This window comes from Caulobacter sp. FV2ps19 (assembly GCF_058681035.1).
The window spans coordinates 3,486,978-3,500,299 of record NZ_CM178729.1 but is presented as its reverse complement, the minus strand read 5'-3'; the positions used below and the strand labels follow the sequence as shown (position 1 = coordinate 3,500,299).

Sequence of the window (13,322 nt, the reverse complement as noted above, 5' to 3'; positions counted from 1 at the left end):
GTCAGGGCGGATTCGATGTCAGGTTGCAGGTATAGCCTCAAGGCGACGCTTTTGGTTTCAACCTTTGCGCTATTGGTGTCGCCCTTGATCGCGCAGGCGGGAGAGCCCGCGTCGGCTGTCACAGCCCAGCACCAGGCGGCGGTCTCCCAGGCTCTGCCCTTCTCCGACCGGCAGGACTTCGAGTTCGCCGATCGCGGCTTTTTGGGTACGCGGGCCGATCCCCTGATCAAGCGCGCTGACGGCGGAGTCGCCTGGAATCTTTCGGCCTATGACTTCCTGAAGGGCGACGCGCCCGCGACCGTCAATCCCAGCCTGTGGCGTCAGGCCCAGCTTCTGGCGCGCCATGGCCTTTTCCAGGTCTCGGACCGGGTCTGGCAGGTGAGGGGCTTTGATCTGGCCAATATCACCTTCATCAAGGGCGACACCGGGTGGGTGGTCGTCGATCCGCTGACCACGGCCGAGACGGCCCGGGCCGCCTTTGATCTGGTCACGGAAAAGCTGGGCGCCTTGCCGATCAGGGCGGTCATCTACACCCATAGCCACACCGACCACTTTGGCGGCGTGCGCGGCATCGTCGACCAGAAGGATGTCGAGGCCGGCAAGGTGGCGATCATCGCGCCCGAAGGTTTCATGAAGGAGGTGGTCAGCGAGAACGTCCTGGCCGGCAACGCCATGAGCCGCCGGGCCCAATATCAGTTCGGCATCCTGCTGCCGCCTGGACCGGAAGGCCAGATCAACTCGGGCATCGGCCAGACCATCCCCAAGGGCACGATCACCCTGATCCCGCCGACCCAGATCATCGACCACACGGGTCAGGAGCTGGTGCTCGACGGCGTCAGGTTCCGCTTCCAGTACACGCCCGACACCGAGGCGCCGGCCGAGATGAACTTCTATCTCCCGGACCTGCGGATCCTGGACATGGCCGAGAACGCCAATGTCACCATGCACAATGTGCTGACGCCGCGCGGCGCGCTGGTGCGCGACAGCAAGGCCTGGGCCGACGGCCTGACCGAGTCGATCCGGCTGTTCGCGGGCGGCTCCGACATCATGATCACCAGCCATGGCTGGCCGCGCTTTGGACAGGAGACGGTGGCGACGGTGCTGGCCGATCACCGCGACGCCTACAAATATCTGCACGACCAGTCGGTGCGGATGCTCAATGAGGGCCTGACCGGCGACGAGATCGCCGACCGGATCGCCCTGCCGCCCAGCCTCGCCAACGATTGGTACAATCGCGGCTACTACGGAAACATGAGTTTCAACAGCCGGGCGGTCTATCAGCGCTATATGGGCTGGTACGACGCCAATCCCGCCCACCTCAATCCCGCGCCGCCGGCCGAGACCGGGCGGCGCTATGTCGAGGCGATGGGCGGCGCCGACAAGGTCAAGGCGATGGCCAGGACCGCCGCGACGTCGGGCGACTATGCCTGGGCGGCCAGCCTGCTCAACCACCTGGTGATGGCCGACGCCGCTGACCGTGCGGCCAAGACCCAGCTGGCGGCCGTCTATGAGCAGCTCGGCTACCAGACCGAGAACGCCATCTGGCGCAACATGTACCTGACCGGGGCCGATGAACTGCGCGGCGGCGTGCGCAAGCTGCCGGACTCGCTGGCGCCGCTGGACATGGTGCAGGGCCTGCCCAGCCAGATGATTTTCGACGTTCTGGCCATCCGATTGAACCCCGAGAAGGTCAAGGACGCGCGACTGAAGCTGGCCTTTGTCTTCCCGGACCGCAACGAGCGTTTCGTGGTCGAGGTGCGAAACCGCGTCCTGGTGGCCCAGGCCTCGACGGACACCCAAGGCGTCGACGCCACCCTGACCGTGGCGCGGCCGGTGTTTCTGGACTCGCTGTTTCGGGGGACCCCGCTGCTGCCCAAGATCCTGACGGGGGAGGTCAAGCTGGCGGGCGATCGCGCCGCGATGGGGCGGCTGACGGGGTGGTTTGACGCCTTTCCGACCGATTTTCCGATCGTCACGCGCCCGAAATAGGCCGGGTTCGGATAGAACTTGCGCCGCGTGCGACCAAAGGCGCGCGTGGCGCAAAATGCTTGCTGGATTCGGGGGCTCTGTGTAGAAAGTACGCATGAACGTTGCGCGCGCCATCCTTCCGCTTCGGCTTATCAGCCCCTGGGCGCTCTAGGGCCGCGCTTTGTCGTGGTCGGGCGCACAGGGGATGTTTGACCCAGCCGCCGCCCCGCACGCAGACACTTTCCGACGAGTATTCACATGACCACCGTATCCGCAGGCGCTTTCGACAAGCGCGACAACGTCGTCATTTTCGACACCACCATGCGCGACGGCGAGCAATCGCCCGGCGCCTCGATGTCGCTGGACGAGAAGCTGGAACTGGCCAAGATCCTCGAGGAAATGGGCGTCGACATCATCGAGGCCGGCTTCCCGATCGCCTCGAACGGCGACTTCGAGGCCGTCCGCGAGATCGCCAAGATCGTCAAGACCAGCACCATCGCCGGCCTGTGCCGGGCCCACCAGGTCGACATTGACCGTTGCGCCGAGGCGCTGAAGCCCACGGAGCGCGGCCGCATCCACGTGGTCATCGCCACCAGCGATCTTCACATGAAGCACAAGCTGCAGATGGAGCCCGACGCGGTCATCGACGTCATCGCCCGCTCGGTGACCCACGCCCGCAACCTCCGCGATGATGTCGAGTGGTCGGCCGAGGACGCCACCCGCAGCGACCGCCAGTTCCTGCGCCGCGCCATCGAGACCGCCATCAAGGCCGGCGCCACGACGATCAATCTGCCCGACACGGTCGGCTACACCTACCCGTCGGAATATGCCGAGCTGTTTACCTGGATGACCCAGAACGTTGAGGGCGCCGACAAGGTGATCTTCTCGACCCACTGCCACAACGACCTGGGCCTGGCCGTGGCCAACAGCCTGGCCGGCGTGCAGGGCGGGGCGCGTCAGATCGAATGCGCCATCAACGGCCTGGGCGAGCGGGCCGGCAACGCCGCCCTCGAAGAAGTGGTCATGGCCTTGAAGGTGCGCGGCGACCGCCTGCCTTACGAGACCAAGATCGACACGACCCACATCACCCGCGCCAGCCGCTACGTCTCGGCCATCACCGGCTTCCCGGTGCAGTACAACAAGGCCATCGTCGGCAAGAACGCCTTCGCGCATGAAAGCGGCATCCATCAGGACGGGATGCTGAAGAACCGCGAGACCTACGAGATCATGACCCCGGAATCGGTGGGGCAGGCTCCGTCCAGCCTGGTGATGGGCAAGCATTCGGGCAGCCACGCCTTCCGCGCCAAGCTGAAGGACCTGGGCTACGAGCTGGGCCAGAACGCGCTGAAGGAGGCCTTCGGTCGCTTCAAGGACCTGGCTGACCGCAAGAAGCATGTCTATGACGACGACATCATCGCCCTGGTCGACGACGCTTTGGCGCGTGGCTCGGAAAAGATCCGCGTTCTGCACCTGCGCGTCGTGGCCGGCACCGAGGGCCAGTCGGCCGAACTGACCCTGGATGTCGACGGCCAGGAGCGCACCGCCGAGGCGACGGGCGATGGTCCGGTCGACGCGGTGTTCAACGCCATCCACAAGGTCGTGCCGCACAAGGCCGCCCTGCGCCTGTTCCAGGTGCACGCGGTCACCGAAGGCACCGACGCCCAGGCCCAGGTCTCGGTGCGTCTGGAAGAGGACGGCCGGATCGCCACCGGCCAGGCCGCCGACACCGACACCTTGACCGCCTCGGCCAAGGCCTATGTCAACGCGCTCAACAACCTCTTCGCCCGCAAGGAAAAGAGCCGCCCCGAAGCGGCGATCGCCAGCGGCTTCTAGGCGCCGAGCGGGGCGTTCGCGCCCTCACAGATCCATCGGCTTTGGCCATGCTCCCCATCGCGTCGAGCGATGGGGCGCTGTCCCGCGCGCCGAAAATGAATGGGTGACCGGATGACCCCTGTCTCTTTCGCGACAACGTCTGGGTTCGAGGACAATGCCGCCGCCTTGCCCGCGTCGTGGAGCCAGATCGGCGTTCGCACGGCCGCGCTCGGCTTCGACATGCCGTCCGAGTCCGACACCGGCGCGATGCTGCGCCTGTTGGCCGCCTCAAAGCCTGGCGGCAGGCTGCTGGAACTGGGGACGGGGACAGGTCTGGCGACGGCCTGCCTGGCGGCGGGCATGGGCGCCGAGTCGACCCTGATCAGCGTCGACACCGATTTCCGTGTCCAGAGCATCGCTCGCGAGGCCCTGGCCGGCGATCCGCGTGTGACCTTCATGATCGCCGATGGTCTCGATGTCTTGAGAGGGCAGGGGCAGGGGCTTTTCGACCTGATTTTCGCCGACGCCTGGCCTGGCAAATACGAGGGGCTGGACGAGGCCCTGGCGCTGCTGGCGGTTGGCGGGCTTTATGTCGTTGACGACATGCTGCCGCAACCCAACTGGCCGGAGGGACATCAGGCGCGCGCTGATGAGCTCACCGCGCGTCTCAAAAGCCGTCCGGACCTGGTGACGGTCAGTCTCGCGTGGGCTTCGGGCCTGATCATCGCGGCGCGGCGGTAGAGCATGTTGTGGATCCCCATCACCATCGGCGCGGCCGCCTTGCAGGTGGCCCGCAATGCCGCCCAGCGCTCGGTCATGGGGGCCGCGGGGCCGTGGGGCGCGACCCTTGTGCGTTTCCTGTTTGGCTTGCCGTTCGCCACCGTGTTCGCGGCCGTCGCCTGGCTGGCGACGCCGGGCGCGCAGGCGCACGCCACACTATGGTTCTGGCTGGCGTGCGCGGCTGGGGCGGGACTGCAGATCGCGGCCACCGCCGCGCTGTTGACCGCCATGCACCGCTCGACCTTCGCCCTGGGAACGGCCATGCAGCAGAGCGGCCTGCCGTTCGCCCTGGTCTGGGGCGTGCTGCTGTTTGGGGATCATGTCGGCCCTTGGGCCTGGATCGGCGGCCTGGTGGTCACGCTGGGCCTGACGGCCCTGTCCTGGCCTCGGGGAGAGGTGGTCATGCGCCGCGGGGCTATTCTGGCCGGCCTGGGCTCCGGCGCGATCTTCGCCCTGAGCGCCAACTGCTTCCGCCAGGCCAGCCTGGCCTTTGATCCCAGTCATCCCGCCGCATCGGCTCTGGTGACGGTGATGGTCGTACAGGCGATCCAGACCGTGACCCTGACCGGTTTTCTGGCGGTCAGAAACCCTGCGGCCTTGAGGGCGGTAGCGGCGGCATGGCGGCAGTCGCTGGGCGCGGGATTTTGCGGCGCCGCGGCCTCGGGCCTTTGGTTCACGGCCATGGCGATGAGCCCCGTGGGGCCCGTGCGGGCGGTGGGCGTCGTCGAAATGCCGATCGCCGCCCTGGCGGGCCGGCGCCTGTTCGCCGAGCGCCTGAGCCTGGTTCAATTGGTCGCGGGGGTAATCACAGCAATCGGCGTAATCATGGCGGCGCTCGGCTAGATTTCGCCATGATCGGCTGGTTCGGGGCGCTACGGTTAAAAGCCTTTGGCGGCGCCGCGAATAGACCTTGAAATCAACGCTTTCGCAGGGCAAACGGGCAAGGTCGACGCGCTTTAGGGTTGTCAGGCGATAGCGCGGCCGAAGGGTGTCGCTTCCGTCGCATTTTAAAGCGCCAAGGCCCGGACGAGACGGCGATTCTCGGGGAATCATGTTGTCCTTGTCTGGTAGTGGTTTAGGAAACTTGCACGCGTGATGTCTGCTTCGCGTCGTGCCGGTGTCTTTGATCCTTGTTTTGTCTTGAATTGCCGCGTCGTGCCCCTCTATCCCTCAGTCAGGGCTTTCAATGTTTTCTTCTCTCTTCGGCGTGATCTCCAACGACATCGCCATCGATCTCGGAACAGCCAATACCCTTATCTATATGAAGGGTAAGGGAATTGTTCTGAACGAGCCCTCGGTGGTGGCGCTCCGTAATGTCGGTGGTCGGAAGATCGTCCATGCCGTCGGGATCGAGGCCAAGCAAATGCTGGGCCGCACGCCGGGCCATATGGAAGCCATCCGCCCGATGCGCGACGGGGTCATCGCCGACTTCGAAGTCGCCGAGGAGATGATCAAGTATTTCATCCGCAAGGTTCATAACCGCAAGGGCTTCGTGAACCCCAAGGTCATCGTCTGCGTGCCGTCGGGGGCCACCGCCGTCGAACGCCGCGCGATCAACGATTCCTGCCTCAACGCCTCGGCCCGCCGAGTCGGCCTGATCGACGAGCCGATGGCCGCCGCGATCGGCGCCGGTCTGCCGATCCACGAGCCGACCGGCTCGATGGTGGTCGATATCGGCGGCGGCACCACCGAAGTGGCCGTGCTGTCGCTGTCGGGCATCGTCTATTCGCGCTCGGTCCGCGTCGGCGGCGACAAGATGGATGAGGCGATCATCAGCTACATGCGCCGCCACCATAACCTGCTGATCGGCGAAACCACGGCCGAGCGGATCAAGAAGGAAATCGGCACCGCCCGCGCCCCGGCCGACGGCGAAGGCCTGTCGATCGACGTCAAGGGTCGCGACCTGATGCAGGGCGTGCCGCGCGAAGTGCGCATCAGCGAGAAACAAGCCGCCGACGCCCTGGCCGAACCGGTCGGGCAGATCGTCGAGGCCGTGAAGGTCGCCCTGGAAGCGACGCCGCCTGAACTGGCCTCCGACATCGCCGACAAGGGCATCATGCTGACCGGCGGCGGCGCGCTGCTGCGCGGCCTTGACGCCGAGATCCGCGACCACACCGGCCTGCCGGTCACCGTGGCCGATGATCCGCTGTCCTGCGTGGCCCTGGGCTGCGGCAAGGTGCTCGAGCATCCCAAGTGGATGAAGGGCGTGCTGGAATCCACCTTGGCCTAGGCCTAATTTCCGACAAGGGCGCCCCGGGGGCGTCAGGAGAAACAGTTCGTGCCCTTTCGCGAAGGTCCCCTTGGCGACCTGAAAGTGCCGCTTACCTGGACCGCGGCCGTGGCGTTGATCGTCGCTGTCGTGATCGCGGTGGCGTTCCTGTTGGCCGACCGGCGTGAGACGCTTCAGGACCATGCCTATGGCGTGACCCGCCAAACGGTCGACACCGTCTCCAAACCGGTCAGCGGCGTCATCGCCGCCCCGGGGCGGTGGACCGGCCTGGGTCTCGACTTCGCGCGCAGCTATTTCTTCACCGCGTCGGAGAACCGTCGGCTCAAAGCCGAGGTCGCCGAAATGCGCCAGTGGCGTGATCGGGCCCTGGCGCTGCAAGACACCAATGATCGCTACAAGTCGCTGCTGGGTCTGCGCACGGATCCGCCGATCCCGATGGCTTCGGCGCGGGTCGTCAGCGACAGTCGCGGACCTTTCGCCAATACGCGCCTGGCGGACGCCGGCGCGGACCAGGGCGTAATGGTCGGCAATCCGGTGCTGAACGAGCGCGGCCTGGTCGGTCGCGTGGTCGGCGTCTCGAGCGGCGTCAGCCGCGTCTTGCTACTGACCGATATCGCCTCGCGCATGCCGGTGATGATCGACCGCACCAATGCCCGCGCCGTCCTGACGGGCGACGGCGGGCCCAATCCCAAACTCGAATATCTGCGCGGCGTCGATCCGATCCAGCAGGGCGACCGGGTCGTCACCTCGGGCGATGGCGGCGTCGTGCCGCGCGGCCTGCCGGTGGGCGCGGCGGTCAAGGGCCTGGACGGCCACTGGCGCGTGGTGCTGTTCTCCGACGACGCTGCGATCGACTTCGTGCGCATCCTGCTGTTCAAGGATTTCGCTCAGTTGGCGGACGAAAAGCAGTTGCAGACGCGCAGCCTGCCGCCGGTGACCACCGAAGACCCGCAGGCCTCGATCCTCAGCCCGGTCACGCCGCCCGCCAAACCGCCCGCGCCGAAGCCGCCCACGACTCCTGCGCCCAAGCCCGCCGTCACTCAACCGACGGCGCCGGGTTCGACGGCGATCGTCCCCCAGGCCGTCAGGCCGCCTGCCTCAGCGCCGCGGACGCCGGGCTCCCAGCCCGCCGCGCCGACGACCACGCAGGCGAAGCCTCCCTCCAGACCGACTCCCGCGACCACCTCGGGGGCGAGGCCCGCGGGCTCGCAACCCGCCGCGCAGACCGTCACCGCGCCCAGGCCGCCCGCTCCCAGATCCGCCACGCCCGCGCCGGCCGAGACCGGAGCGCCGCGATGAACATGCATGGCGCCCGGCCGCTGCATCCGGCGCGTTGGCTTGGCATCCCGCTGTTGATCTGTGTCATCGCGACGATCGTCTTCGCCGCGCCGCTGCGGATCTGGGGTCTGCAGCTTCCCGAGCCGGTTTTCGCCATGGTGCCCGCCTTTGGCTGGGCGCTGATCCGGCCCTCGATCCTGGCGCCGTTCGCGACCCTGCTGCTGGGCCTGTTCCTGGACCTGTTCTGGGGCGGCCCGATCGGCCTTTGGGGCCTGTCGCTCCTGGTGGGCTACGCCATGGTGCTGAGCACCCGCAACATGATGACCGGTCAGAGCCGGCCGATGATGTGGGTTTGGTTCGCCGGCGTCTCGGCTGTGACCATGATCGCAGGCTTCCTGTTTTCGATGCTCGACAGTCTGGCCATGCCCAGCCTGCTGGCCGTGTTCTGGCAGTTCCTGGCCACGGCGCTGCTCTTCCCCTTCGCCCACCGTCTGGTCGATCGCTACGACGACGCCGACGTGCGCTTCCGGTAGGGCGATGAGCGAACCCTCTATCCTGTTTTTTGAGGTCAATGAGCGCCAGGGGGTGTTCCACCGTCGGGCGTTCCTGATGGGTGGCCTGGCGGGCTTGGGCCTGGCGGCGCTCGGCGGCCGTCTGGCCCAATTGCAGCTTGTCGAGGCCCAGCGCTATCAGAAGCTGTCAGCCGGCAACCAGTTCAATTACCGCCTGACGCCGCCGCCTCGCGGGCTGATCCTGGACCGCAACGGTGTGCCGCTGGCGTCCAATCGCCCGAACTTCCGGCTGATGGTCACCAAGGACAAGGGGCTCGACGTCGAGGCGACGCTCGACGACCTGGCCAAACTGGTGCCCATCGACGGTTCCCGCCGGGCGCGCATCATCAGGGATCTGGCCCGCGCCCCGCGCAAGGCCCCGGTCGCGGTCATGGAGGACATGACCTGGGAGGAGTTTTCCCGGGTCAATATCCGTGCGCCCGAACTGCCGGCCGTGACCGCCGACATGGGCGAGGTGCGGGTCTACCCGTTCGGCGGCGCGTTCGCCCACGTGATCGGCTATGTCGCCAAGGTCTCCGACCGGGACCTGGAGGCGGCCAAGAAGGATCCGGCCCAGGATCAGGAACTGCTGCACCATCCTGGCTTCCGGATCGGAAAGCAGGGCGTGGAAAAGGCCTTTGACACCGCCCTGCGCGGTCGGGCCGGCGCGACCAAGGCCGAGGTCGATTCCCAGGGCCGCGTCGTGCGGCTGGACCCGGAAGGCGACATCCGCCCGACCCCGGGCAAGGAGATCCGTCTCACCCTCGACGCCGACATCCAGAACCGCGCCCTGGAAGTGATGGGTGAGGAGAGCGGCGCCATCGTGGTGATGGACATCCGCAACGGCGACCTTCTGTGCATGGTCTCGGCGCCCAGTTTCGACGCCAACCGCTTTGTGCGCGGGCTCAGCAGTCCAGAGTACAAGGCCCTGGCCGAGTACGAGCGCAAGCCGCTGCTCGACAAGGCGATGACCGGCACCTATCCGCCGGGATCCACCTTCAAGCCGACCGTGGCTTTGTCAGCGCTGCGGGCGGGCGTCGACCCGGAAGTCCGGATCAACTGCACGGGCGGTTGGTACTATGGCGGCCGCACCTGGCGTTGCTGGCAGAAACGGGGCCATGGCCCGCAGAACATGCACGATGCGATCAAGAACTCGTGCGATATCTATTTTTACCAGACGGCGCTCAAGATCGGACCGGACGTCATCGCCGAAGCCGCCCGCGCCATGGGCTTTGGCCAGATCTTCGACATCGGCATTCCGGGTCAGAAGAAGGGGCTGGTGCCCGACCGGGAATGGAAGAAGCGGGCGTTCAAGCGCAACCCCGCCAACCAGATCTGGTTTCCGGGCGAGACGCCCAGCTACGGCATCGGGCAGGGCGCCCTGAACGTCAATGCGCTGCAGCTGGCGGTGATGACCGCGCGTCTGGCCAACGGCAGGAAGGCCCTGGTGCCCCGCCTGATCAAGTCGGTGGGCGGGGTTGAGCAGCCCAGCGGCGCCGCGGTGCCCGACATGCCGTTCTCGGCCGAGCATCTGGCTCTTGTGCGGGGCGGCATGGCGGCGGTGTCCGCCGCGGGCGGCACGGCCTTTGCCGGCAGCCAGCTGGGTCTGGGTGACATCCAGATGGCCGGCAAGACCGGTACGGCCCAGGTGCGCAGCTTCGACAAGGGCGTGTCGCGCAACAGCAAGGACGTGCGCTGGCGCCTGAAGGACCACAATCTGTTCGTCGCCTTCGCGCCCTATGACGATCCGCGCTACGCCGTGTCGGTCATTGTCGAGCACGGCGGCTTGGGCGGCGGCACCGCCGGCGCGCCGCGCGCTCGGGAAGTAATGCGCGTCGCCCTGCTGAAGGATCCCGAGATCCGCGCCCGCATTGAAAAGCCGATGCCTCTACCAGCAGCGCCCGTCGAGGACGTGATCGAGGGGGCCGCGCCCGAAGATCCGACCGATGGCACGCCGCCCCCGCCGCAAGGACAGCATATATGACCCTCAGCGGCGGCCTTAGCCGGCCTGGTGAACGGGACCGGCCGATCATCAAGTTCATGGAGATCGACTGGACGTTCTGTCTGGCGCTTTGCATGATCGCGGGCACGGGCGCCCTGATGCTGTTCTCGATCGCCGGCGCGCAATGGGAGCCCTGGGCGGCGCGGCACCTGATCCGGTTCGGCATCTATTTCATCATCATGGTCGCCCTGGCCATGGTCGATCTGCGCATCTGGTTCATGATCGCCTATCCGGTCTATGGCGTCGGACTGCTGCTGCTGGTGGCGGTGGCGGCGGTCGGTGACACCTCGCTGGGCGCCCAGCGCTGGCTGTCGATCGGCGGCTTCCGCTTCCAGCCGTCGGAGGTGATGAAGGTCGGCGTCGTCCTGGCCCTGGCCCGGTACTATCATGGGCTGTCGGCTGATAGCGCCCGGCTGTCCTGGCGACTGATCGTGCCGGTGATGATGATCGGGGCCCCGGTGCTGCTGGTCGCCCACCAGCCCGACCTTGGCACCGCGATGCTGATCGCGCTCACGGGCCTGGCCATCGTGGTCCTGGCCGGCCTCGACTGGCGGGTCATGGCGGCCGGCGTGGCGGCGGCCCTGGTGGCCATCCCCCCGTTCGTGCTGTTCGTGCTGCACGACTACCAGCGCAACCGCATCCTGACCTTCCTGCATCCCGAGAACGATCCGTCGGGCAACGGCTATCACATCATGCAGTCGAAGATCGCCCTGGGTTCGGGTGGGCTGATGGGCAAGGGTTTTGGTCTCGGATCGCAAAGCCAGCTGAACTTCCTGCCCGAAAAGCAGACCGACTTCATCTTCGCCACCCTGGCCGAGGAGTTCGGCTTCCTGGGCTGTTTCGCCGTGCTGTTCTTGTATGGCGCGGTGATCTTCATGGCCCTGCGCATCGCCTCGATCAGCCACAGCCACTTTGGCCGGCTCGCCGCCGCCGGCTCCACAGCCACCTTCGCGCTCTATGTCCTGATCAACGGGGCCATGGTCATGGGTCTGGCGCCGGTCGTGGGCGTGCCGATGCCGATGCTGTCCTATGGCGGCACCGTCATGCTGACGGTGATGATCGGTTTTGGCCTGGTTCAGGCCGTGCGGGTGCACCGCTATACCGAGGTCACCAGCGGCAAGGGCTCGCTGATGTGATGACGAAGGCGGGCTCCCTTCTGCCCGTCATCGAGACGCCGCGCCTGCGCCTGCGGTGTTTCGAGGCCCGCGACGCGCCGAGCCTCGCCGCCAATCTGACGCCCGCGGTCACGCGCTGGCTGGCCACCTGGCCGGACCCGGTCACCGTCGAACTGGCGGCCCAGCGGATCGAGATCGCCCGCGAGGGCGCCCGGGTCGGCTGGCATGTCGGATACGGCGTCGAGCGGTTGTCGGACGGCGTCCTGATCGGCGGCTTTGGCGGCGACATCGATCCGACCGGCGAGACCTTCGAGATCGGCTATCACCTGGCCGAACACGCCCATGGCCAGGGCTATATGACCGAGGCGGGGCGGGCGGCGATCGCCATCCTGTGGGACATGATGCCGATCCAGCGGATCGAGGCGGTCGCCCAGCTTGAGAACAAGGCCTCGTTCGCGGTCATGCAACGCCTGGGCATGAGCCCCGGCGGTCAGCGTCTGGCGCACTCCCTGGCCCGCGACCGGTGGGAATGGTGCGGCGTGTGCGTCGTGGATCGTCCCGAAGCGTCCTAGGAGACCAGCGCCGCTTCGGTCGCCCGCACCAGGCCATCGATGACGCCGGGCTCGGTCGAGGCGTGGCCGGCGTCCCAGATGATATCGAAGCGGGCTTCCGGCCAGGCCTTGTGCAGGCTCCAGGCGCTGTCGAGCGGCGTGACCACGTCAAAGCGGCCCTGCACGATCCATCCGGGGATGTGCTTGATCTTGTCGATGTTCTTCAGGATCCAGCCGTCGTGGTCGAAGAACCCCTTGTTGGTGAAGAAGTGACACTCGATCCGCGCGAAGGCGATGGCGAAGTCTTCCTCGTTGAATTTCGGAGGACGGGCCTCCGGCCCTCGCAGCGAAATGGTGTCGCCCTCCCACTGGCTCCAAGCGGCGGCGGCTTCCAGCTGCACCTTGCGATCCTGGGCGACCAGCCGGCGGTGATAGGCGGCCATCAGGTCGCCGCGTTCGTCTTCGGGGATGGGGGCCAGGAAGCGTTCCCAGGCGTCGGGAAACAGCATCGAGGCGCCGTCCTGGTAGAACCAGTGCAACTCTTTCTGGGTCAGCAGGAAGATACCGCGCAGCACCAGGCCCTCCACCCGGTCAGGGTGCTTGATGGCGTAGGCCAGGGCCAGGGTCGAGCCCCAGGAGCCGCCAAACACGGTCCACTTCTCGACGCCCAGATGTTCGCGAAGCCGCTCGATATCCTCGATCAGGCTCCAGGTGGTGTTGTCGTCGAGACTGGCGTTGGGGCGCGAGCGGCCGCAGCCGCGCTGGTCGAACAGCGCCATGCGCCATTTGGCCGGATCGAAGAACCGCCGCATGGTCGGATTCACCGCCCCGCCGGGACCGCCATGCAGGATCACGCACGGCTTGCCGCGCGGATTGCCGCATTCCTCATAGTAGATCTCGTGCGGCCCGCCGGTGGGCATCCAACCGAAGGAATAGGGCTCGACCTCGCGAAACAGGCCGCGCCGGCCGCTTGAGGACATGACGGTGGAGGAAGCATGACGATCCATGCGCCAAGCCTAGAGCCTGGACGTCATC

The 13,322-nt window shown here is 66.8% G+C and carries 10 protein-coding genes and 1 pseudogene; 10 read left to right on the top strand and 1 reads right to left on the bottom strand.

The genetic code is table 11. The features are described from left to right. Nucleotides 1-75: 75 nt before the first annotated feature. The 10 genes and pseudogenes from ACW18B_RS16595 (at nt 76) to ACW18B_RS16550 (ending at nt 12,308) form a co-directional block, all read left to right on the top strand. Nucleotides 76-1,989 (top strand): alkyl/aryl-sulfatase, encoded by a 1,914-nt coding sequence (locus ACW18B_RS16595; RefSeq protein ID WP_492048116.1) that lies wholly within the window; start codon nt 76-78, stop codon nt 1,987-1,989. 237 nt (nt 1,990-2,226) lie between these two features. Next, a complete protein-coding gene (locus ACW18B_RS16590; protein ID WP_492048115.1) occupies nt 2,227-3,801 on the top strand; it encodes a 2-isopropylmalate synthase in 1,575 nt (524 codons plus the stop codon). A 111-nt stretch (nt 3,802-3,912) separates the two neighbouring features. Further along, a complete protein-coding gene (locus tag ACW18B_RS16585) occupies nt 3,913-4,521 on the top strand; it encodes an O-methyltransferase (RefSeq protein WP_492048114.1) in 609 nt (202 codons plus the stop codon). Nucleotides 4,522-4,524: 3 nt separating this feature from the next. Next, nucleotides 4,525-5,403, top strand: a complete 879-nt coding sequence (locus ACW18B_RS16580; RefSeq protein ID WP_492048113.1) for a DMT family transporter — start codon at nt 4,525-4,527, stop codon at nt 5,401-5,403. Between the two features lie 343 nt (nt 5,404-5,746). Continuing rightward, on the top strand, nt 5,747-6,790 hold the full coding sequence (locus ACW18B_RS16575; protein ID WP_004623009.1) for a rod shape-determining protein: 1,044 nt from the start codon (nt 5,747-5,749) through the stop codon (nt 6,788-6,790). A gap of 48 nt (nt 6,791-6,838) precedes the next feature. Further along, a pseudogene (gene mreC / locus ACW18B_RS16570) lies at nt 6,839-7,900 on the top strand (rod shape-determining protein MreC); the annotation flags it as partial. 185 nt (nt 7,901-8,085) lie between these two features. Continuing rightward, on the top strand, nt 8,086-8,601 hold the full coding sequence (locus tag ACW18B_RS16565) for a hypothetical protein (RefSeq protein ID WP_492048112.1): 516 nt from the start codon (nt 8,086-8,088) through the stop codon (nt 8,599-8,601). Nucleotides 8,602-8,605: 4 nt separating this feature from the next. Beyond that, nucleotides 8,606-10,603: a penicillin-binding protein 2 gene (gene mrdA, locus ACW18B_RS16560; protein ID WP_492048111.1), complete on the top strand. Its 1,998-nt coding sequence runs from the start codon at nt 8,606-8,608 to the stop codon at nt 10,601-10,603. Beyond that, nucleotides 10,600-11,757 carry a rod shape-determining protein RodA gene (rodA, locus tag ACW18B_RS16555; RefSeq protein ID WP_492048110.1) on the top strand — a complete coding sequence of 386 codons (1,158 nt, stop codon included), beginning with the start codon at nt 10,600-10,602 and terminating at the stop codon, nt 11,755-11,757. The genes mrdA and rodA overlap by 4 nt, the downstream gene beginning before the upstream one ends. Next, nucleotides 11,757-12,308, top strand: coding sequence for a GNAT family N-acetyltransferase (locus tag ACW18B_RS16550; protein WP_492048109.1), 552 nt, complete (start codon nt 11,757-11,759; stop codon nt 12,306-12,308). Before rodA ends, ACW18B_RS16550 begins: the two co-directional genes overlap by 1 nt. Here ACW18B_RS16550 and pip read toward each other — a convergent pair. Next, the gene (gene pip, locus ACW18B_RS16545; protein ID WP_492048108.1) at nt 12,305-13,294 is read right to left on the bottom strand and encodes a prolyl aminopeptidase; all 990 of its coding nucleotides are present in this window, start codon (nt 13,292-13,294) and stop codon (nt 12,305-12,307) included. The two genes, ACW18B_RS16550 and pip, sit on opposite strands and share 4 nt — an antisense overlap. Nucleotides 13,295-13,322: the final 28 nt, after the last annotated feature.